Origin of the sequence: Nocardia sp. NPDC058518, from assembly GCF_042719655.1 — a bacterium.
Lineage (GTDB): Bacteria > Actinomycetota > Actinomycetes > Mycobacteriales > Mycobacteriaceae > Nocardia.
Genome location: NZ_JBHXNJ010000001.1, coordinates 622,463 through 642,250, shown reverse-complemented (window position 1 = coordinate 642,250; position 19,788 = coordinate 622,463). Strand labels below are relative to the sequence as shown.

Here is a 19,788-nt window from a genome sequence, read left to right as displayed (position 1 = left end):
CCCACACCCACTCACCCGCACCCACCCCCCCCCGCGCCCACGAGAACCCCCCCGCTCCCGCGCGTCTCGCCGCCCTCCCCCCACGCCCCCCCCGACACTCTGCGGCGGAACGGGTTCCCGCAGGTCACCTCTGTAACGCTTGCCGTGTACGCACCAATGTCAACCTGTCGGGGGTTCGCAATACACTCCGCGCCATGCGAATCGGCTACGGACGGGTCTCCACCCGCGATCAACACCCCGAGGCTCAACACGACGCGCTCACCGCGGCCGGATGCGAACAGATCTTCCTCGACAAGGCCTCCGGCAAACTCGCATCCCGCCCCGAGCTGAGCAAGGCGCTGCTGGTCGCCAACCGGCCCAAAGATCAACTGGTGGTGACCAAGCTCGACCGGCTCGGCCGATCCCTCGAGCACCTGATCGAACTGTCGAAAACACTTCAGGACCGCGGTGTGGACTTGGTGGTCCTGGACCAGGGCATCGACACCTCCACCGCCGTGGGTCGCATGTTCTTCCAAATCCTGGGCTCGATCGCGGAATTCGAGCATGCCCTGATGTCGGAGCGCACTCGCGACGGTCTGGCCGCAGCTCGTGCCCGTGGCCGCACCGGCGGGCAGAAACCCAAACTCGGGCCCCGGCAGGTGGCCTTGGCTCGACAGATGTACGAAGAACTCGATGAGCGCGGCAAACGCCGCTACACCGTCGAGGCGATCGCCGCCGAGTTCGGTGTCACCCGCCCCACCATTTACCGACATCTGTCCGCTGACGCAGCGAAAATGGAGGCGTGACGGCGGCCGGGCTGACCGGATTGACCGACGCGGACCGCCAGCAGGCGATGAGCCGCTTCCAAGTGCTGCGGCCTCATCTCGATGACGAGGTGCCATTGACCCGCGTTGCGGCACAGGCGGGTGTGCCGTTGCGGACCGCTCAACGGTGGCTACATCGCTACCGAACCTCGGGCGTGGCCGGGCTCGCCCCGACCCGCCGCCGGTCGACCGGTCGGCACACCGACCTGGACCTGGTGAGGCTGATCGAGGGTATGGCGTTGCGCCGCCCGCGTCCGTCGCTGGCGGCGATCACCCGCCGCGCGGCCCGCGTCGCGGCCGAACAAGGGTGGGTGCCGGTGTCCTACAGCACCGTTCGCTCGATCGTCACCGCACTCGACCCGGCGATGCTCACCCTGGCCCACGACGGTGCTGCCGCGTTCCGCGACACCTATGAGCTGGTCTACCGGCGCCGCGCCGAACGTCCGAACGCGATGTGGCAAGTCGACCACACCCAGCTCGACATCCTGGTCCTCGATGGCGGGAACACACGCCGGCCATGGTTGACCGTGGTGCTCGACGACTGCTCGCGGGCGGTGCCCGGCTACACCGTGAATCTGGGCGCCCCGTCGGCGTTGAACACTTCGCTGGCGCTACGGCAGGCGATTTGGACCAAATCCGATCCGGGCTGGCCGATGTGCGGGATACCCGAGATCCTCTACGTCGACCACGGCAGCGACTTCACCAGCGACCACCTCGCCCAGGTCGCCGCCGATCTGAAGTTTCAGATCGTGCACTCCACCGTGGCGCGACCCCAGGGCCGCGGCAAGATCGAGCGGTTCTTCGGCACCATCAACACCGAACTGCTCACCGAACTGCCCGGCCACCTCGTCCACGGCAAACCGGCCACGCCGCCGGCGCTGTCGCTACGCCAGCTCGACGAGGCAATCGGCCAGTTCATCACCGACACCCACCACCAGCGCACCCATTCCGAAATCGGCGTCACACCACAACAAGCCTGGATGGCCGAGGGCTGGCTGCCACGCATGCCCGAGAGTCTCGAACAACTCGACCTGCTGCTGATCCAGGTCGCCACACCCCGTGTCGTGCACCGCGACGGCATCCACTTCCAGGGCCTGCGCTACCTGCACCCGACCCTGGCCGCCTACGTCCGCGAGCCGATCACCATCCGCTACGACCCACGCGACATCACCGAGATCCGGGTCTTCCACAAAAACCGGTTCCTGTGCAAGGCCATCAGCCCTGACCACACCGGCGACACCATCGGGCTCAAAGACATTCAAGCCGCCCGCCGCGCTTACCGGCGCCGAGTCCGCGAGCAGATCAACGAACGCATCACCGTGGTGACCGATTACCTACCTGCACCCGTGCGCCAGCCCTCACAAGCGAAACCGCCGGCACCCGCACCAACACCGCCTCTGCGTGCCTACCAGGAGGACTGAACATGCCGACACCACGGAATTGGCCGTTCATCGCCACCAAGGAACACCGCCGCTTCGTCGAGTTCGCCGACACCGTCAAACGCGACCGGACCATCGGAATCTGCTACGGCGCTGCAGGAATCGGTAAGACACTGTCGGCCTCCCGCTACGCGCGGTGGGACAAGTCCGGGCACCTGCTCACCACCTGGGGTCCCCGCGAAGAATCCGACAAAGACCTCTACGCCGCACTATCCCGTGCCCGCACCGTGTTCTACACGCCTACCGTCGCGGCCACCCTGCGGGAACTGCGCGGCGACCTCACGCAGCTCTACAACCGGGTAAATATCTGCATCGACCAGCACGTCCACACCGGCAGCCGTGAGCACCGGATGCCCGACTACGTCGAACTGCTCGTCATCGACGAGTCCGAACGCCTGTCCGCCACCGCCATCGAACTTCTGCGGGACCAATACGACCGCGGTGACCACGGGCTGCTGTTCATCGGGATGCCCGGTATCGAAAAGACCTTCTCCCGCTACCCGCAGCTCTACAGCCGCGTCGGCTTCGCCCACCAATACCGGCCGCTGACCGGCGAAGAACTCACCTTCGTCCTGACCCGGCACTGGCACAAACTGTCCCTCGAACTCGACCCCGACGACTTCACCGACGCCCAAGCCGTCGCTGCTGTCGCCCGCATCACCGGCGGCAACTTCCGCCTCCTGCAACGACTATTCGCCCAGATCCACCGCATCATGAAGATCAACGAACTCCACACCATCACCGCCGACGTCGTCGAAACCGCCCGCAGCACCCTCGTCATTGGCGCCACCTGACCGCGCGAAAACACCGCCACTTATCACTGCAAGTCACACGAAGACGCGCTGCTCGAAAGGTGTTCAGATCCGGACTGGCAGCTGTGCCTGGGTGGCCGGGCGCCCGTCGCGGATACGGGTGATCTCCGAGCGTGCGAATTCCACCCGTGGTGTTTCCCCGCCGCGGTCGGTGGCCAGCGCGTCAGCCAGGTCGTAGATCGCGTCGAGCAGTTGTTCGTTGCGGGCGCGTCCGGCCCTGCCCGCTCCCGCCTTGCGGAATGTCCTGCGGCCCTTGGCATCCGCGCACGCTGCGACCGCCTCGGTTTCGGTGAGTGTCCCGTTGTCGACCTCGGGCGCCAGGATCCGGGCGAGAAAATCTCGTTCGCGGGGCACCGTGGTCGCGAAGACGCCTGCGGCGATCGACAGGGCGATGATCATGGTGCCGGCGATGATCGCGATGCTGCCCAGGGCGCTGTCGCCGGCGAGGTTGCCCATCGAGTCCCAGAATCCGTGCAGCAGCATCGCGATCGCGATCAGGCCGATGCCGCGCGCGATCTTGCGGGGTTCGGCGGGGCGGCCCAGCAGATACACCAGTCCGGCGCAGAAGATCGCGGTGTAGAGCAGGTGGCCGGTGGCGCCGGTGATCACGCGCAGTACGACGGTGCTCATCGATGCGCCGACCTGGTTGGCGCCGAACTGCGAGGCGCCGGCGTTCATGCCGTAGGCGATGTCCTCGATGATCTCGAAGCCCAGGCCGAGGAACGCACCGACGATGAAGCCGTCGAACGCGGTACGGATCAGCCGTGGCGCGAGGGCGATGATCAGCAGCAGACCGAAGCCCTTGGCGGTTTCCTCGGTGAACGGTGCGCTCAGGCCCGGACCCCAGTCCTGGGCGAAGGCGTGGCCGAAGACCTTGCCGTAGATGTCGATCAGGGCGGTGTTGGCGTAGGAGGCCATCGACCAGGTGGCGGCGAACCCGCCCCAGCAGAAGGCGGCGACGAGCAGTTTCGTGGGTTGGCGGGCGTAGCGGTCGATGTGGGCGACGAACCACCAGAACAACGCGCCGTAGACGGTGAACACCACAGCGGTGACGGCGATCGCGCGCCCGTAGGCGGGATAGCTGGTGGCGATGCGTGAGACGAACAGCATCGCTCCGGAACCGGTGATCAGCAGATACACCCAGAACGCGAGATTGCGTGGCTGGTAGAAGGTGAAATCGCGGCCCCAGCCGGAGTTCTCGATGGCCAGGAACCTGGTCTGGGTCAGGTCGCTGCTGCCGGTCACCGCACTGCTCCGATCGGTTCGATACTGGCGATCATCTCGGCGACCTCGCCGAGGATGTCCTGGCCCGGTTGCGCCGGGCCGACGGCCACGACCTCGATTCCGGTTCCGTTGAAAACGAACGCGGCGAGCACACCATCTACGCCTGCGGCCGCGTAGCGGGTGATGATTCCGGTCAGACCGGCGCGGGTGGTGATGGCGACCGGGTCGCCGGTCGCGGTCAGCGCCCCGCCGAGAAGTTCGTCGGTGCGCTGGATCTGATCGAGCAGGGCGGTGGCGTCGCCGTCGAAATTGCCGGTACGGACCACGAATTGGGTCCCGCCACGGGTGAGCACCGCTTGCGGCGGGTACCCCTGCCCGCTGGGCTCGTCGCTTCGACGTTCCCCGGCGACCAGCGACCAGCGACCAGCCACCGGCGGCGGTGAAGCCCACCTGACCCTGCACCGCGATCACATCGCCGACGGCGGTCACGTCCCTCTCCGGGATCGCGGCGTCGATCTGCGGCAGCAGCACCCCCTGCAGAAAGGCCAGCACGAGCACGACCAGGGCGGGCAGGACGGTCCGCTTGTCCATGCCGAGCCAGCGGCGATCCACCGGCACCCAGCGGTCACCCGGGTCGAAATACTGTTCCGAGAAGCCCCTTTCGGTCTCTCGCTGATGTGTTCCCACGTGCGTCTCCGTGATCGGTCGGTGGCTCAGGCGGCGTGCGCCGGAGCGGGCTCGATACTGTGGCGCTTCACCAGCAGCACGATCGCGAGCGCCGGGTAGAGCAGGATCGGCAGCAGAGCACCGAGATAGAAGGTCTGATCGATCAGAATCGACGTGCCGGTCAGCAGGGTGAAGTCGAACAGGCCGTGCAGCACTGAGTTGACGGTGTTGCCGCGGGTGACCCGCCGCGTCAGGTAGAAGAAGTAGCCGGCCAGACTGACCATGATCGCCTGCCCGATCGCGTTCGCGCCGTGGGTGATGCCGTTGGTCAGATGCACCGCCCCGAACACGATGCTCGACCACAGCGCGACCTTGCCCTCGCTCAGCCCGTGATCACGCAGGACCACCACGCCGATTCCGCGGAACATGCCCTCCTCGCCCCAGCCGACGAACTGGGTGGCGATCAGCAGCACCAGTGTGTACAGCAGGCCTTTGTCGGACAGGGCGCTGTAGTTGATGCCGAAGACGATCGCGACGAGGAACACGATCGGCACGACCCGCACCCACGGCCGGGTCGGTCGATCGTCGTGCAGGACCGGTCGCGTCCAGCCGAGATAGGCGATGAGCCCGTAGGTGAACGCCAAGGCGACGCCGAGCGGGATGATCATGCCGTAGAACACCGCACGCGTGGACAAGAAGTCGTCCTCGCCGGTCAGTTCGGTCATCAGCAGGCCACCGAGCTGGATGATCGCCAGATAGACGATCACGACCAGCGCGAACATCGGATAGGACAGCCGGCGGCGACCGGCCTGTGTGGCCGATAGCGCAGTTTCGGGCGTGCTCATGCGGGTAAAGAGTATCCGCTCGGAAAGTTGGACGCTCGATATGGACTCGTGTCGCTCGGCGCCTGCCGCTCTGGTAGCAACCTTATGGCAACCACGCAAGGTGGCTCCGCCCCTGCGCGGTACCTTCGCGGGGAAAGGGGTAATCATGCTGGCCGGGTCGATCTCGATCATGATCGACATCACGGACGCTGACCGGTAGATGTACCGGTTCGTCCGGCCGGAACATCGGTTGGCCAATTCCGGGCGAACAATCTGGCGCCGAACTGTGACGTCTCCGGGGCGGGGTCGGAACTGCTGTTATTGCAGCAGTTCGTCGTAGCGGTCCAGCGACGGCGCGGCCGGGCACGAGTCGGGCGTCAGCTCGTCCAGGACTGCGGCGAACGCCGTGCCATCGAACGCCGGTACGTCGCGTCCAAGCGTTACACCATCCAGGTCGACTTCGGCGATTACATGCGGGCGCTGCGCCAGGAGCGGCGCCGCTCACTGAAAGCTGTAGGTAGCGCCGCACGGAAACCCCACAGATTTGACCGGAATCGATGCGAATTCACGCGAAACGGTGAGAGCAGTCGTTTCGCGAAAGAGCCTGGCGCTGAGCGCTATTGGGTACTGATGGGTTTGGACAATTGGAACGCGCGCCAAGTGGTCGAAGGCAGATTCCTGTCAGGCCGACAGTGAAACCCCTCTGACCTCGGTCGAAGGGGCTTCTGTGCCTGGAAACTTGACGTGTTCTGCCCCGATATCGTCGGCGATCCCGGCCGTCACGAAGTGGTCCGGTTCCAACGCGGCGACGACGGCCTTTTGCACACCTTTGCGCAGGTGTGGGATGGTGGTGGGTGAAAGGACGGACGTGACTGCGACGACGCACTCGACCACCGTCGGCCTCGGGCCGCGCGCACTGGCCAACCGGCGACGCATCGTCGCTGTGGCCGGGGACGAGTTGCTGCGAAATCCCCTGGCGAGTATGGAAGATATCGCCGTTGCCGCGGGGATGGTCCGCCGCACCCTCTACGGTCATTTCCCCACCAGGGAAGCGCTGATCGACGGCATGCTCGACGAGGCCTTCGAGCAGGTCGGTCGCGCACTCGACGGTATCGACACCGCGCAACCGCCCGCCCGGGCGACCGCGGATATGGCGGTCGCGCTGTGGGCTGTCGGCGACGAGTTCCAGCTGCTGCTGTGCCTGGACGAAGCCGGGTCGCGGGCCCGGATGGCCGACCGGCTCGCGCCCGTCCGCGCCCGGCTGGTCACGTTGATAGCGGCTGGTCAAGCCGACGGAACCTTCGCTGCTCACCTGCCGCCCGCAGCGTTGGCCGGGGTGCTCACGGCGCTGGTGCTCGAGCTGCTGAAAGCGCACAGCGATGGTGAATGGGTCGGTGCCGAAGCCGCGCGCGACGCCGCCCTGGCTTGCCTGATCGCGGTCGGCGTCGACCGTTCCGGTGCCGCGGAGATCGCCCGGTCCGCCGCGGAGGCCGCGCAGCACTGATCGCAGGTGCGCTCGTCGGGTGATTGCTCGTCGAAACGCGCTGTCCCCGAATGAATCAAGGGTGTGCTCTCCGGCACGAACCCGGGCGGCTGTGAGTCCCTTCACGAGTTCTTGCACATTGGTGTGCAATGGACGTAGTTTCACAGCTACGTGCAATTGCACGAAGGTGTGAAAATGTCGAAGGAGCGGGATATGACCAGCCAGGTGGCAACTGTGCGCATGGCGTACGCGACCAAGACCTCTACCGGGGGCGACCCCGTCGATGTGTCCTCGTGGACGCTGCGAGGTGTGGGCGCGATCCGCGTCCTGTACGGCCTCGTCCCGTTCGCCACGCTGATCCTGGGGACCGCGGTCGGCACCGGAATGGCCGTCCCTGTCTTCGTCGTGGTCGGACTGGTGTCCGTCCTGCTCGGCTCGGCCACCGTTGCGCTGACTCCTCGGCTGCTGAGCCGCGACGACGCTGTCCTGGCCGCCGTCGGCGTCGACGCGATCCTCGTGGTCCTCGGCGTCGCCGCGCTCATGGTGGGCTGGGATCAGTTCACGGTCGCCGCCGCCGCGGTCGTCCTCGGCGGGGTGGTGATCGGGGCGTTGTCCGCGGCGGTCGTCGCGATCGTCACGGCGGTGCGCGAAGCCTGATCCGCTGACGCGGTGCGAAGTGCCCGAGCGGCGCCCCGGAATTCCGGAGGCGCCGTTCGTGATTTGGATGCGGTGCGGGTTTCTACGCGCCCCCGGCGGGGCACATCGGAGATGGGAACTGGGGTGACCTGGGAATCTTGTCCGGTCAACTGTTGGTTGAGGCGGATTTCGCCTTGGGCTGAGAGCAGTGAGGAGACATCATGGCGGTCACACCCGGTCTCGGTCTCGCCCTGCTCTGCCTGGCGCTGGTAGCCGCCGCGACCCTGGTCTACTGGCTGGCCCACTTGGGCTCACCGTCGGTGGTGCCCGCAGCAGCGGGTCGAGCAGTGCTGCAAATGAGCCTGATCGCGCTGATCCTCGCCGCGGCGCTGCGGCATGTGTGGTCAGCAGTGCTCGTGTTGCTCGTCATGTCCGGTGCGGCGGCCGTCACCTCGGCGCGACGCGCCGAGGCAGGCCGGTCGGGAGCGTGGCTCGGGCTGGCAATCGCCGCGGGCACCACCGCGGTGCTGCCCGCGACCCTCCTCAGTGGAGTCGTCCCGATCCATGGGATCACCCTCGTATCGATCGGCGGCATCCTCCTCGGCGGCACCATGACAGCGACCTCGCTGGCAGCGCGGCGCGGCTTGGACGCCATCGCCCTGCGCCGGGGCGAGGTCGAGGCTGCGTTGAGCCTGGGGTTCGGAGACCGGGCGGCTCACCTGCTGGTCCTCGACAACACCGCGATCGACGCGCTGATACCGGGTGTGGACCAGGCCCGCACAGTCGGATTGGTCAGTCTCCCCGGCGCTTTCATCGGCGTGCTGCTCACGAGCGGGTCGGCCGTTCAAGCCGGTGCCGTGCAGATCCTGGTCCTGATCGGCCTGATGCTTTCGCAGGCTTGCGCGGTCGCGGTGACGGTCGAACTGGTCGCGCGAAGACGTGTCCACCGTGCCCGATCACGCTGAGCTCCATGCTCAGCTGCCCGGCGCCGATCGGCACCCACCGGCGCCCATCCCGGCATCGATTCAGCAGCCGCTACGTCCGGCGCTCGGGCTACGGCTGAGCTACTCGGTCAAATGTAGCGCCACAGCTGATGTCGCCGGGTCCTCGGCTGTCTTGCGTGCCGAGACGTACGGCCCCGGCTCGGCCTCATCGCTCCCGTGGTGGGTGTTGTGAGGCCTATGCGGGGTTGCGTGATCTGAAGGCGGGGTGTTAACTGCCTGACGCAAGGTGCCGTCGTTCGCTGAGGCTCCTTCACGGATACAGGCCAGCGACCCCGAACGTCGAGAGACGCCCCGGGTCAGGACAGGTCTCCCCGGCTTAAGGGGTGGCCCCGATTGGCTCCCGACACCAGCAGGTGTGTGGGTTCACGCCGTGGAGTGCCAAAGGTCTTACGAGGAGTGGTACCGGATCGGCCTTCCCAGTGCTGAATCCGCTGCCTTGGCATGTTCGTGTGTGGAAGGGAGGTGGTCGTCGTGTCCGACGGCAGTCATAGACGTTGCTTTGTTCACATTTCACGCGGTGACCATCGTGGCGTCGGCTCGGGCGGGGTCGTTCTCGCCTAGTTTGTTGTGCGCAGGGTCACCATTCGAACTTTCGAAGGTTGTTGCCCATGTCCACTTGGGAAATGTTGTTGCGTTTGGGGGCCGGTGTCGGCCTGGGCGCGCTGATCGGTATCGAACGCCAGTACCGGGCGCGCATGGCCGGTCTGCGGACCAACGCGCTCGTCGCGGCCGGTGCCGCATTGTTCGTTCTGTTGTCCGCCAATGGATTCGAGGGAGGAACCGCTGATCCGACGCGGGTCGCCGCGCAGATCGTGTCCGGGATCGGGTTCCTCGGTGCGGGTGTGATCATCCGTGACGGGGTCAGTGTTCGCGGCCTGAACACCGCGGCCACGTTGTGGTGCGCGGCTGCGGTCGGGGCGTTGGCCGGTGCGGGGATGTACTCCACTGCCGCCGCGGGCACCGTCGCGATCATCGCTGTGAACGTCGCCTTGCGAGCGGCTGGTCGCGCGGTAGACCGGGCGCCGGATTCCGGTGCCGAGCAGTCGGTGCGGTACGTATTCCGCGCGTTGACCGACGACGACAACGAGGCGCATGTGCGGGCGTTGCTGGTGCAGGCGCTCACGCGGACCGATTTCCGGCTGACCTCGATCGCCAGCGCCAACACCGGCGTGCCGAGCCGGGTCGAAGTGCTTGCCGAGTTGATCGGCGACGATCGCGACGACCGGCAGATGGAGGCCGCGGTCAGCCGGTTGAGCCTCGAGCCCTCCGTGACCAGCGTCAGCTGGCATACCGCCGAGATCACCGAACCGCAGGCGCAGTGACGACCGAGTCTGTCACGAGAAGGCACGTCGAACCGGAACTGCGGAGCTGAGTTGTGCTGATAGGGGTTCGGCGGGCGCGGTCGTACCGACGCCGGACACCCTGACCGGCACGCGCCGTGGACGACCGCTGCGTCGGTGTTGCCGTCGGCCGTGGGAACCGCGTTCGCGACAGGGCGCTAGGGAATCGTCAATCCGATCGGCTGGATCTTGATCGACCACGCCGGGGACAGGTTGGATGGCTGACATGACCGCGAATCCGGGCGCCCCGCGCATGCGCTGCGCTGTGCCGGTCGGTCACCATCTGCCTTCCGCGCTGGAGCTTGTCGGCTTCGGCAGCGAGGACGAACCGCCGAGTCCGAAGGCGTGAGGGCCGCCGCGCGCTCAGCGCGGCACTTCGTCGAATTCCGCCGATTCCCCTCCACTCGGTAAGCAACGTCTCCCCGCCGTTCTCCTGGCGGTGACCGAATCCACTGTGCGTGTGCGTATTCCGCCGTCGGCGGTCGCGCACGTCTATTCGACCCGCGCACGGTGCGACTGGTCACCGCCGATTTCCATCGGCTGGATGAGGTCGACGCACTCGCCGCCCGACTCCGCACCGAACTCTGCGCACTCGATGCTCTGGTCAACGCCGCCGCCATGGCGGGCGCGCCGGGCAGGACGCGCACCGAAGACGGATTCGAGCTGACCTTCCAAGTCAACTACCTTGCGCCACAGCGTCTCACGATGGCATTGGCCGACGCACTCGCCGCTGCCCGCGGCCGTGTGGTCAACGTGACCTCGAAGATGCACGCCGGCGGCAATATCGACTACTCGGATCTGGACCGCAAGCGGGGCCACTACACGCCGACCGCGGTCTACGCGCAGTCCAAGCTCGCGCTGACCATGTTCACCCGCTCGCTCGCCGAAACCGGCCCCGGTGGCCTCACCGCGCTCAGCGTGCACCCGGGCGAGTTCGAGATCGACATGCCGCAGCTGCGCTCATGCGCCGACGAGCCACTCGACGAACCGGCCGCAGTGATCGCCACGCTGTGCGCACCCCAGACCGCGGTCGTCGACGGTGGCTACTACATCGGCACCGACCTCACCGATCCCGCAGGGCTGGTACGGAATTCGCGAGCACGTGCGCGGCTGGCTTCCTGGTCCAACGAGCTTCTGGTGTCGGCCTGATGTCCGAACGCGCCTCGAAGAAGCGTGCACGCCGCAAGAACAAGGCCAACCACGGCAAACGCCCGGGAGCGTAGTTCGGAAGGTCCCGGTTCCCCACGCGATGCGGTTACAACCAGCGGATGCGGCGGAACACCACGACCAGTGTGGTGCAGATGACGACCATGGTAGCCAGGACCGCAGGGTAGCCCCAGACCTGTTTCAGCTCGGGCATGTGGTCGAAGTTCATGCCGTAGATCCCGGCGATCATGGTCGGCACGGCGAGGATCGCGACGATCGCCGAGATCTTGCGCATGTCGGTGTTCTGCTGAACAGCGATCTTGGCTACCGCGGCACTGACCAGGGTGGTCAGTGTTTCGTCGAAGTCGTTGATGCGTTCGGCGACGCCGATGTGGTGATCGGCGACGTCACGCAGGTATCGGCGGACTTCCTTGGGCAGCGGTGTCTGTGGGGCGGTGAGGGTTTGCAGCGGGCCCGCCAACGGGCACACCGCGCGTCGAAGTTCCACGACTTCGCGTTTGAGCTGGTAGATCGCTTCGATCGGGATGGTGGTGCGCGGGGTGAACAGTTCTTCTTCCATGGACTCGACATCGTTTTCGACGGCCTCGGTGACTTCGATGTAGGAGTCGACGACGTGGTCGGTGATCGCGTGCAGGACCGCGCCGGGGCCGAGGGCGAGCCGGTCGGGGTCGGCTTCGAGCCGGTGCCGCACGTGGGCGAGGCCGGTGTGCCTGCCGTGGCGGACCGCGACGACGAAGTCGGGGCCGGTGAAGATCATGATCTCGCCGGTTTGCACGATCTCGCTGACGATGTGCATGTCGTGCTCGACGTAGGCGACCGTGCGCATCACGGTGACGAGGGTGTCGTCGTAGCGTTCGAACTTCGGGCGCTGTCGGCCGTTGACGGCGTCCTCGGCCGCGAGCTGGTGCAGGCCGAAGGTCGCGGCGATCTCGCCGATCTGGTGCTCGTCGGGTTCGAACAGCCCGACCCACACGAAACCCGCACCACGCGAACGGATCTCGGCCAGCGCTGAGGTGGGCGTGAATCGTCCGGATAACCGTTTTCCGTCGACGTAGGCGGCGCAGTCGACGATCGCTCGGGCCGTCGGTACGACCGGTTTCGGCACCGCGACGGCACTGCGTTTGCTGCGGTACAGGAACGGCGAATTCGAGACCACCGCCCCGAGACTGCGACGCTGGACAGCGTCGGTCGGCGCGGTCGGAGTGGGAGTTGTCTTGTCAGCCATCAAGTTTGACCGTTTCGAAGATCAGCTGCCACGCGGTGGGGCAGGGGTCGGGATGGGGTCCGGGTCCGGGTCCGCGGTGGTGTACCCACCAGGTGACGGTGCCGGAGTCTGCGGCCGACACCCCGCACGAGCCCGGTGACTGCGGGTGACGCCAGTAGAAGCCGCCGAAACTCTCGGTGACCAGTGCGTCGGTTCGGTAGCCGAGAGCGACAGCGGTTTCGCGGTCGAACATCAGTGAGTTCTTCGCCAGCCAGCCGTAGGTGACATCGGCGGTGCCGCTGTCGTCGGTGGTGGTCGTCCAGGTGCAGATCGTCGGTGCGCCGACCGGGCGCAGACCGGTGAGACCGGTCGCCTCCTCGATCCTTTCGAGGGTCAGTGGACCGCATCCGGCCAAGGTGCTGTCCTCGGCCCGTTGCGGCGGCCCACTCGGTTCCGCCGCCGAGCAACCGGCGACGACGAGGGTGAGCGGCAGCGCGGCCGCGGTGCGGGAGGCGGGAGTTCGCATCGACATCACCCTCCTAGGGTGGCGGCGGCCAGCTGTACGGCAGCCGCGCACGGGTCAGTAGGGGAGTGCTCGACCTTCCAGGCGACGAAGTCCGAAGCGCCGGTGCCGACGGCGATCTCGCACCCGGTGGGGTCGAACCAGCGGAAGCCCGGCTTGTCGGCGACCTCGGTATCGGCGCGAGTCCCGGCGACTTCGTGGCGGTAGTCGGCCAGACCGCTGCCACGAAGCCATCGGAAAGTGACCGTTGTCTCGGTGTTCTCCCAGCGGCAGGTCAGGGGGTCGGACATAGTGCGCGTCAGGTCGGGTGCCCCTGTGGCGGCGGTGATCTCGGAGTCGGCGCGTGTGCCGCACAGTCCGACGAACTGCGCCTGCGAATCTGCCGAGCCGGTCGAGGACGCGGTGGGCGATGCCGGCGCCGACACGGTTTGCGCGCAGCCGACCAGGACCGATACCGCGGCGACGGCTGCGAGCGCGGACGCGGCGCGGCGCGCGACGGTAGGACTATGCGGTGCGGTCATCGGTCCTGCGCTGCGTCTGTTCGGGAACGTCGAGCATCGTCGCGGCCGCGAACCCGACGATGGCGGCGACACCGGGGTCGGCGAGCAGATACACCTGGCGGCGTCCCTCTTTGCGTGCGTTCACCAGCCCGGCGAGTTTGAGTTTGGCCAGGTGCTGGCTGACCACGGCGACGGATTGGCCGATCTCGGTGGCCAGCGTGCCGACGTCGCGTTCGCCGTGGGTGAGCAACCAGACGATCTGCAGGCGCGAGGTCGCCGCGAGCATGCCGAAGGTCGCCGCGAGGTCATGGAGTTGCTGCTCGGAGAGCGCGGCGTCGCCGGTATCGCGCTGGGGGGTCACGTCGTTCTCCACATCGCAGGCAGGATCGCATGCCCTTCAACACTTGCGCAAGTGATTGACTTTCCAGTGGATCGCGGCTTCTATTGCATCGGTCGCCCTCGGCGTCCCGGTGCCCCCGCATGATTTCGGTGGCGAAGAAGCTCGACAACAAGCGGCAGCCGCCGAACCTCGAGCGACAGGCCATATAAGACATGACACGTGACGACTGCAGAATCAGATCGTGAAGGTGCTCACGACCGGTCCGACCCGATCGGTGTTCGAGGAACTCGTCGCGCTCGGCACCTCCACGCGCGGTCTGACCGAAGACGAGGCCGCGAACCGACTGCACACCCACGGCGAGAACCGCGTCGAGGCGGTGCCCGCCGTGAGTTGGTGGCAGCGAGCGCGATCGGCCGCGGGAAGTCCCTTCGTCGTGCTGCTCGCCGTTTTGTCGGTGATCCTGGTCGCGGTCGGTGATCTGCGCGGTGCGATCACCTGCCTGACCATGGTCGCGGTGTGCGCGGGTGTGCGCTGGTGGCAACTCATCCGCGCCGACCGGGCCATGGCGGCACTGCACGAACTCGACCTGCACACCGCGACGGTGCGGCGACGTGTGAGCGCGGATGCGGTGCCCCGGCGACGGGAGGTGCCGGTCGAAGATCTCGTGCCCGGCGATGTCGTCGAACTCGACGCCGGTGACGTGGTCGGGGCCGACGTGCGGCTGCTGAGGACCAAGAGGCTGCGCGTCGACCAGTCGGTGCTCTCGGGTGAGTCGCTGCCGGTCGGTAAGAACGCCGACACCGCAGGCGGCATGGTTGCCTCCGCATTGGACCGCCCTGACCTGTGTTTCGCGGGAACCGGCGTGGTCAGCGGATCCGCGGTCGGTGTCGTCGTCGCCACCGGTTCGTCGACGGCCTTCGCCGGGGCAGGCAGCTCGATCACCATGGCCCGCCCGGTCAGCAGTATCGATGCCGGAGTGCGCTCGGTCAGTTGGACTCTGGTGCGGTTCATGGCCGCGCTCGTGCCGATCGTCCTGGTGATCAGCGGCGGCATCAGCGGCGACTGGACCCGGGCGATGCTGTTCGCGATCTCGGTCGCGGTCGGCCTGACACCCGAACTGCTCCCGGTCGTGGTGGCCGCGACCTTCCTGCGTGGTGCTGTCGCGCTGAGCCACCGCAATGTCGTGGTCAAACGACCGGAATCTCTCGGCGATCTCGGCGCGGTCGACGTGCTGTGTATCGACAAGACCGGCACGCTCACCGAGGACCGCGTCGCCTACGCTTTCGCCGTCGACCTCGACGGGCGACCCGACGACCTCGTCGACACCTACGCCTACCTGGCCGCCGCCTACCAGAGCTCACCCCACAACCAGCTCGACACCGCCCTGACCGAGCGCCTCGACGACACCGACGAGATGCTGACCCTGGCACGGTTCACCGCGATCGACGACACCCCGTTCGATCCCGAGCAGCGCCGCTCCACCGTCATGGTGCGCGAACGCGGCGACGAGTATCTGCTGATCACCAAGGGCGACCCGCAGGCGGTGATCGAGTTGTGCGACCACACCCAGACCGGCGGTTGCGTGCGGCCGATGACCGGCACTGCGCGCCGCGCTGCGGAACTGCTCGTCGCGAACTACCACGACGACGGCGTGCGGATCCTTGCGGTGGCCGCGAAAACCGTTCCTGACCAACGATTCCCAGCGCCGTCGCTCGATCACGACAGCGGCTTCACGCTCGTCGGGTTCGTCGGGTTCGTCGATCCGGTTCGCCCCTCCGCCGAACCTGCGATACACCGTTGGCGCGAGGCGGGACTCGCCGTCACCGTCGTCACCGGCGACTCGCCCGCCGTGGCCCGCCACGTCTGCCGACGCGCTGGAATGCCGGTCGACCGAGTCGTCCTCGGCGCTGAGGTAGACGAACTCACCGACCGCCAACTCGCCGACCTCGCCCGCGCGTCCACTCTCTTCGCCCGGGTCGATCCGCACACCAAGACCCGCATTGTGACCGCGCTGCGCGGCGACGGGCACACCGTCGGGCTGGTCGGTGACGGCGTCAACGACACCGCCGCGCTGCGCGTCGCCGACGTCGGCATCTGCATGGGCACCGCCGCCGCGACCGCTCGCGGCGCGGCGGATCTGATCTTGCTCGACAACGATCTCACCGCGGTCGCCGACGCGGTCGTCCAAGGCAGGCGCACACTGGCCAACAGCGCCAAGTTCGTCACCATCACCACCGCGTCGAACCTGGGCAACGCGATCAGCGTCGTCGCCGCGTCGGTGCTGCTGCCGTTCCTGCCGATGCTGCCCGTGCAATTGATGGTGCAGAACCTGCTCTACGAAACAACCCAGCTCACACTGCCGTTCGACACTGTCGACCGTGCGTCGCTCGCGCGGCCGGGGCGGTGGCGGCCCCGCAGTCTGACCGCATTCGCCATCACCTTCGGACTGATCAGCTCGGCGTTCGACCTGGCGACCTTCGCGATGCTGTGGTGGATCCTCGGGGCCGATACCCCCGCCGAGAGTGCGCTGTTCCAGACAGGATGGTTCGTCGAGGCGACGTTGTCGCAGGTCCTCGTCGTCCTGGTACTGCGCGCCCGACCCGGTCGAACCACCCCGGCACCGACCCGGCTCCTGCTGGCCGCGGTCGGACTCGCCTCGTGCGCGGCGCTGATACTTCCGTTCCTTCCGGCCATCCATTGGATCGGCCTGACCGCCTTGCCGACGGCCTACTTCCCTTGGCTGGCAGGCGTCCTCGTCAGCTATCTCGCCATCACCTACGCGGTGCTGCGATTCTGGCCGCAAGCGGCCCGTCGGTGACGGGGCTGTCCGCGCTCGCATCCCGCATGTGCTCCGAATATGCTGTGCTTCGTGTCGAATCTGCGGATCAGTGAAGTAGCTGCCTTGATGGGTGTCAGTGATGACACGGTGCGCCGGTATATCGAACAGGGTCGACTCACGGCGATCCAGCTCGACAGCGGTCGCAAGGGAATAGAAGGCCGCGAGCTGGCCGAGTTCCTGCTGAACAACGCGGAGGCCCCAGAGCCGGGAACCACCGTCGCGTCCTCCGCGCGCAACCGCATGCGCGGGATCGTCACGCGGATCGTGAAGGACACCGTGATGGCCCAGGTCGAGATGCAGGCCGGGCCGTTTCTGCTGGTGTCGCTGATGAGTCGCGATTCCGTCGACGAGCTCGGTCTCGAGGTCGGCAGTATCGCGGTGGCCTCGGTCAAGTCGACCCATGTTGTCGTCGAAGTCCCGGAAAGCTGACGAGGTCGAACGTGATTCGTACAGCGCGCGCGGTCTTCGCCGAGGCCGGATTCGACAACCGGTGACCCAGGTCGCACGACGGCGGTCGGCCCGAGGTCGGCGGCCGCTGATCCTCATGGTGCCCGCCGTGTGCGGTCTGGTCTTTCTGACCCTGCCGCTGATCGGCATGCTGCTGCGCACACCGTGGCGGACCTTGCCGGAACGGTTGGTCAGTGCCGAGGTCGGCCAGGCGCTGCGGCTGTCGCTGATCTGTGCCACGTCGGCGACGCTGGTGTGCCTGGTACTCGGCATCCCACTGGCGTGGCTGCTCGCTCGGGGTGATGTGCCCGGGCTCAGGTTCGTCCGTGCGCTGGTCACGGTGCCGCTCGTGCTGCCGCCGGTGGTCGGCGGCGTGGCGCTGCTGCTGGTACTGGGCCGACGCGGCTTGGTCGGCCAGTACCTCTATGAATGGACCGGTTTCTCCTTGCCGTTCACCACCGCCGGGGTGATCGTGGCCGAGGCATTCGTCGCCATGCCGTTCCTGGTGATCTCGGTCGAAGGCGCGCTGCGCGGCGCTGATCCACGTTACGAGGAAGCCGCGGCCACGCTCGGCGCGTCGCGATGGCTGACCTTTCGTAGGGTGACGTTGCCCTCGGTGATGCCCGGCGTCGTCGCGGGCGCCGTACTGTGCTGGGCCCGCGCGCTCGGTGAGTTCGGCGCGACGATCACCTTCGCCGGTAGCTTCCCCGGCACGACCACGACGATGCCGCTGGCGGTGTATCTCGCCCTGGAAACCGACCCCGAGGACGCGATCGTGCTCAGTGTCGTGCTGCTGGCGGTATCGGTGGCTGTGCTCGTCGCACTGCGCGACCGGTGGACGCGGGGAACGCTGTGACCCTGAACGCCGAAATCCGCGTCATCCGTGAGTCTTTCGCGCTCGACATCGCTTTCGAGGTCGCACCGGGTGAGGTCGTCGCCCTCCTTGGACCCAACGGCGCGGGTAAGACCACCGCGCTGCGGGCGCTGGCAGGACTTACACCGTTGAACGCAGGGCGGATCGTTCTCGACGACCACGTCTGGGACGCACCGCCGGACCGGTTCGTCCCGGCGGAACGACGTGAAGTGGGAGTCGTGTTCCAGGACTATCTCCTGTTCGCGCACATGAGCGCCCAGGACAACGTCGCCTTCGGACTACGTGCTCGCGGACAGCACCGCAGCACGGCCAGGACCAAGGCCACCGCGTGGCTCGAACGAGTCGGGCTCGACAGGCACGTCCACGCGAAACCCCGTGCGCTGTCGGGCGGTCAAGCGCAGCGAGTCGCGCTGGCGCGTGCGCTGGTGACCGATCCGGCCCTGCTGTTGCTCGATGAGCCACTGGCCGCACTCGACGCGGGTACCCGGCTGCAGGTCCGCTCCGAACTGGCGCATCATCTCGGCGACTACCCCGGGCACACTGTGCTGGTCACCCACGATCCCTTCGACGCGATGATCCTGGCCGATCGGCTGATCATCATCGAGAACGGCGCCATCGTCCAAGAGGGCGCACCGAGCGAGGTCGCCCGGCGCCCACGCACCGATTACGTCGCGAACCTGGTCGGACTCAACCTCTATCAGGGCACGGCCGCGGGCACCACGGTCGATCTCGGCGACGGCGCGGGCTTCACCATCGCCGAACCCGCGCAAGGTCCGGTCCATGTGTCGTTCGCTCCCACCGCGGTGAGCCTGTATCCGGACCGTCCCATCGGCAGTCCGCGAAACACCTGGCAGGTCACCGTCACCGGCCTCGAGCAGCACGCGCACACGACCCGTGTCCGGCTCGAGGGTGCCCCGTCGGTCTTGGCCGAGGTCACCCCTGCCACTGTCGCGGACTTGCGACTGCACAGCGGCGCGCAGTTGTGGGCATCGGTGAAAGCGACTGAAATCCACACCTATCCTGCGTGATCGACACCGCAAGGAGCTTCGGTAGCCAGGACATAGGCTGTGGTGACGGTGAATACGGTCCGGGAACAACGGATTCCTCGGTATCGGGAAGCAACACGGGATGGCCGGCGCTGCCGCTGGGACTCGAGCAGATCCGCACATGCGGAAGAAGTTCACCGCGGACCCGGTACCGGAATGTGTCCTGCGAATCTCGGTTGCAGACCTTCCGGCGGCGGTCCGTCGCGGACTACAGCCGATCGCACCCACGACTCGACTACTCGACGACGCCGTCGATGCGACATTGGCGCGGCCGCTGCAGGCCCAGACCGCCGAACCCTTCGTCGACGCGGCGGCCCGCGATGGTTATGTCCGCGACGTGTGCTGAGCCGATCCGCGGCGCACGAGATCTACGCTGTTCTCCATGCGACTGAGCACACGAAACCAACTCGACGGCACGGTCATCTCGGTCACCCGCGGAGAGGCCATGGCTGTGGTCCGCATCCGGCTCAACGGCGGCGACGAGGTCACCTCCTCGATCACCCGCGACGCCGTCGACGACCTCGCCCTGGCCGAAGGGTCGGCGGTGAAAGTCCTCATCAAATCGACCGAAGTCACCCTCGGCGTCGAATAGTCAGGGCCACAACAGCACTCGCCGC

At 67.0% G+C, this 19,788-nt stretch carries 23 protein-coding genes and 1 riboswitch; of the genes, 16 read left to right on the top strand and 7 right to left on the bottom strand.

Annotated features, from left to right (window positions below):
• The first annotated feature begins 194 nt into the window (after positions 1-194).
• The 3 genes from ACFWPX_RS02825 to ACFWPX_RS02815 are packed head-to-tail and all read left to right on the top strand — an operon-like array spanning position 195 to position 3,036.
• Entirely contained in the window at positions 195-785 is a 591-nt protein-coding gene (locus tag ACFWPX_RS02825; RefSeq protein WP_378925380.1) for a recombinase family protein, read from the top strand.
• Positions 782-2,224: a Mu transposase C-terminal domain-containing protein gene (locus tag ACFWPX_RS02820; protein ID WP_378925378.1), complete on the top strand. Its 1,443-nt coding sequence runs from the start codon at positions 782-784 to the stop codon at positions 2,222-2,224. Before ACFWPX_RS02825 ends, ACFWPX_RS02820 begins: the two co-directional genes overlap by 4 nt.
• Positions 2,225-2,226: 2 nt before the next feature.
• Positions 2,227-3,036: an AAA family ATPase gene (locus ACFWPX_RS02815; RefSeq protein ID WP_378925377.1), complete on the top strand. Its 810-nt coding sequence runs from the start codon at positions 2,227-2,229 to the stop codon at positions 3,034-3,036.
• Positions 3,037-3,099: 63 nt separating this feature from the next.
• Here ACFWPX_RS02815 and ACFWPX_RS02810 read toward each other — a convergent pair whose 3' ends face one another.
• The 3 genes from ACFWPX_RS02810 to ACFWPX_RS02800 all read right to left on the bottom strand — a co-directional run bounded on the left by ACFWPX_RS02810 (position 3,100) and on the right by ACFWPX_RS02800 (position 5,789).
• On the bottom strand, positions 3,100-4,299 hold the full coding sequence (locus ACFWPX_RS02810; RefSeq protein ID WP_378925375.1) for a PrsW family intramembrane metalloprotease: 1,200 nt from the start codon (positions 4,297-4,299) through the stop codon (positions 3,100-3,102).
• The gene (locus tag ACFWPX_RS02805; RefSeq protein WP_378925373.1) at positions 4,296-4,709 is read right to left on the bottom strand and encodes a hypothetical protein; all 414 of its coding nucleotides are present in this window, start codon (positions 4,707-4,709) and stop codon (positions 4,296-4,298) included. Before ACFWPX_RS02805 ends, ACFWPX_RS02810 begins: the two co-directional genes overlap by 4 nt.
• A gap of 282 nt (positions 4,710-4,991) precedes the next feature.
• Positions 4,992-5,789 carry a CPBP family intramembrane glutamic endopeptidase gene (locus ACFWPX_RS02800; protein ID WP_378925371.1) on the bottom strand — a complete coding sequence of 266 codons (798 nt, stop codon included), beginning with the start codon at positions 5,787-5,789 and terminating at the stop codon, positions 4,992-4,994.
• An 847-nt stretch (positions 5,790-6,636) separates the two neighbouring features.
• Here ACFWPX_RS02800 and ACFWPX_RS02795 point away from each other — a divergent pair.
• From ACFWPX_RS02795 to ACFWPX_RS02765, 7 genes are all read left to right on the top strand, one after another.
• Positions 6,637-7,272 carry a TetR/AcrR family transcriptional regulator gene (locus ACFWPX_RS02795; protein ID WP_378925369.1) on the top strand — a complete coding sequence of 212 codons (636 nt, stop codon included), beginning with the start codon at positions 6,637-6,639 and terminating at the stop codon, positions 7,270-7,272.
• Between the two features lie 192 nt (positions 7,273-7,464).
• Entirely contained in the window at positions 7,465-7,908 is a 444-nt protein-coding gene (locus tag ACFWPX_RS02790; RefSeq protein WP_378925367.1) for a hypothetical protein, read from the top strand.
• Positions 7,909-8,108: 200 nt separating this feature from the next.
• Positions 8,109-8,852, top strand: coding sequence for an ABC transporter permease (locus ACFWPX_RS02785; protein WP_378925365.1), 744 nt, complete (start codon positions 8,109-8,111; stop codon positions 8,850-8,852).
• 263 nt (positions 8,853-9,115) lie between these two features.
• Positions 9,116-9,296: riboswitch (M-box (ykoK) riboswitch) on the top strand.
• A gap of 203 nt (positions 9,297-9,499) precedes the next feature.
• Positions 9,500-10,213, top strand: coding sequence for an MgtC/SapB family protein (locus ACFWPX_RS02780; protein ID WP_378925363.1), 714 nt, complete (start codon positions 9,500-9,502; stop codon positions 10,211-10,213).
• Between the two features lie 235 nt (positions 10,214-10,448).
• Positions 10,449-10,580 (top strand): hypothetical protein, encoded by a 132-nt coding sequence (locus ACFWPX_RS02775; RefSeq protein ID WP_378925361.1) that lies wholly within the window; start codon positions 10,449-10,451, stop codon positions 10,578-10,580.
• Positions 10,581-10,741: 161 nt separating this feature from the next.
• Entirely contained in the window at positions 10,742-11,380 is a 639-nt protein-coding gene (locus ACFWPX_RS02770; protein ID WP_378925359.1) for an SDR family NAD(P)-dependent oxidoreductase, read from the top strand.
• Positions 11,380-11,454 carry a 50S ribosomal protein bL37 gene (locus ACFWPX_RS02765; RefSeq protein WP_378926115.1) on the top strand — a complete coding sequence of 25 codons (75 nt, stop codon included), beginning with the start codon at positions 11,380-11,382 and terminating at the stop codon, positions 11,452-11,454. The genes ACFWPX_RS02770 and ACFWPX_RS02765 overlap by 1 nt, the downstream gene beginning before the upstream one ends.
• A gap of 32 nt (positions 11,455-11,486) precedes the next feature.
• Here the strand turns inward: ACFWPX_RS02765 and corA are convergent, their stop codons facing one another.
• Genes corA through ACFWPX_RS02745 form a run of 4 tightly spaced genes read right to left on the bottom strand, consistent with a single transcriptional unit; the run spans position 11,487 to position 13,986 of the window.
• The gene (corA, locus tag ACFWPX_RS02760) at positions 11,487-12,623 is read right to left on the bottom strand and encodes a magnesium/cobalt transporter CorA (protein WP_378925357.1); all 1,137 of its coding nucleotides are present in this window, start codon (positions 12,621-12,623) and stop codon (positions 11,487-11,489) included.
• Complete coding sequence (locus ACFWPX_RS02755; RefSeq protein ID WP_378925349.1) at positions 12,616-13,134, bottom strand: DUF3558 family protein; 519 nt, start codon at positions 13,132-13,134, stop codon at positions 12,616-12,618. Before ACFWPX_RS02755 ends, corA begins: the two co-directional genes overlap by 8 nt.
• The gene (locus ACFWPX_RS02750; RefSeq protein ID WP_378925347.1) at positions 13,134-13,646 is read right to left on the bottom strand and encodes a DUF3558 family protein; all 513 of its coding nucleotides are present in this window, start codon (positions 13,644-13,646) and stop codon (positions 13,134-13,136) included. The genes ACFWPX_RS02755 and ACFWPX_RS02750 overlap by 1 nt, the downstream gene beginning before the upstream one ends.
• Positions 13,630-13,986 (bottom strand): ArsR/SmtB family transcription factor, encoded by a 357-nt coding sequence (locus ACFWPX_RS02745; protein WP_378925345.1) that lies wholly within the window; start codon positions 13,984-13,986, stop codon positions 13,630-13,632. Before ACFWPX_RS02745 ends, ACFWPX_RS02750 begins: the two co-directional genes overlap by 17 nt.
• A 220-nt stretch (positions 13,987-14,206) precedes the next feature.
• Here ACFWPX_RS02745 and mgtA point away from each other — a divergent pair, with 220 nt between their 5' ends.
• The 6 genes from mgtA (at position 14,207) to ACFWPX_RS02715 (ending at position 19,763) form a co-directional block, all read left to right on the top strand.
• Positions 14,207-16,783 carry a magnesium-translocating P-type ATPase gene (gene mgtA, locus ACFWPX_RS02740; protein ID WP_378925343.1) on the top strand — a complete coding sequence of 859 codons (2,577 nt, stop codon included), beginning with the start codon at positions 14,207-14,209 and terminating at the stop codon, positions 16,781-16,783.
• Positions 16,784-16,834: 51 nt separating this feature from the next.
• Positions 16,835-17,233 carry a molybdopterin-binding protein gene (locus ACFWPX_RS02735; protein WP_378925341.1) on the top strand — a complete coding sequence of 133 codons (399 nt, stop codon included), beginning with the start codon at positions 16,835-16,837 and terminating at the stop codon, positions 17,231-17,233.
• A gap of 61 nt (positions 17,234-17,294) precedes the next feature.
• Positions 17,295-18,107, top strand: a complete 813-nt coding sequence (modB, locus tag ACFWPX_RS02730; protein ID WP_378914100.1) for a molybdate ABC transporter permease subunit — start codon at positions 17,295-17,297, stop codon at positions 18,105-18,107.
• Complete coding sequence (locus ACFWPX_RS02725; RefSeq protein ID WP_378925338.1) at positions 18,104-19,153, top strand: ABC transporter ATP-binding protein; 1,050 nt, start codon at positions 18,104-18,106, stop codon at positions 19,151-19,153. Before modB ends, ACFWPX_RS02725 begins: the two co-directional genes overlap by 4 nt.
• 139 nt (positions 19,154-19,292) lie before the next feature.
• Positions 19,293-19,517 (top strand): hypothetical protein, encoded by a 225-nt coding sequence (locus ACFWPX_RS02720; RefSeq protein WP_378925336.1) that lies wholly within the window; start codon positions 19,293-19,295, stop codon positions 19,515-19,517.
• 36 nt (positions 19,518-19,553) lie between these two features.
• A complete protein-coding gene (locus tag ACFWPX_RS02715) occupies positions 19,554-19,763 on the top strand; it encodes a molybdopterin-binding protein (protein WP_378914095.1) in 210 nt (69 codons plus the stop codon).
• Positions 19,764-19,788: the final 25 nt, after the last annotated feature.

Coding starts and splice junctions, on each gene's coding strand:
- ACFWPX_RS02790 (WP_378925367.1), top strand. CDS start 7,465: ATGACCAGCCAGGTGGCAACTGTGCGCATGGCGTACGCGACCAAGACC.
- ACFWPX_RS02825 (WP_378925380.1), top strand. CDS start 195: ATGCGAATCGGCTACGGACGGGTCTCCACCCGCGATCAACACCCCGAG.
- corA (WP_378925357.1), bottom strand. CDS start 12,623: ATGGCTGACAAGACAACTCCCACTCCGACCGCGCCGACCGACGCTGTC.
- ACFWPX_RS02785 (WP_378925365.1), top strand. CDS start 8,109: ATGGCGGTCACACCCGGTCTCGGTCTCGCCCTGCTCTGCCTGGCGCTG.
- ACFWPX_RS02755 (WP_378925349.1), bottom strand. CDS start 13,134: ATGTCGATGCGAACTCCCGCCTCCCGCACCGCGGCCGCGCTGCCGCTC.
- ACFWPX_RS02780 (WP_378925363.1), top strand. CDS start 9,500: ATGTCCACTTGGGAAATGTTGTTGCGTTTGGGGGCCGGTGTCGGCCTG.
- ACFWPX_RS02800 (WP_378925371.1), bottom strand. CDS start 5,789: ATGAGCACGCCCGAAACTGCGCTATCGGCCACACAGGCCGGTCGCCGC.
- ACFWPX_RS02715 (WP_378914095.1), top strand. CDS start 19,554: ATGCGACTGAGCACACGAAACCAACTCGACGGCACGGTCATCTCGGTC.
- ACFWPX_RS02720 (WP_378925336.1), top strand. CDS start 19,293: ATGCGGAAGAAGTTCACCGCGGACCCGGTACCGGAATGTGTCCTGCGA.
- ACFWPX_RS02775 (WP_378925361.1), top strand. CDS start 10,449: ATGGCTGACATGACCGCGAATCCGGGCGCCCCGCGCATGCGCTGCGCT.
- ACFWPX_RS02750 (WP_378925347.1), bottom strand. CDS start 13,646: ATGACCGCACCGCATAGTCCTACCGTCGCGCGCCGCGCCGCGTCCGCG.
- ACFWPX_RS02815 (WP_378925377.1), top strand. CDS start 2,227: ATGCCGACACCACGGAATTGGCCGTTCATCGCCACCAAGGAACACCGC.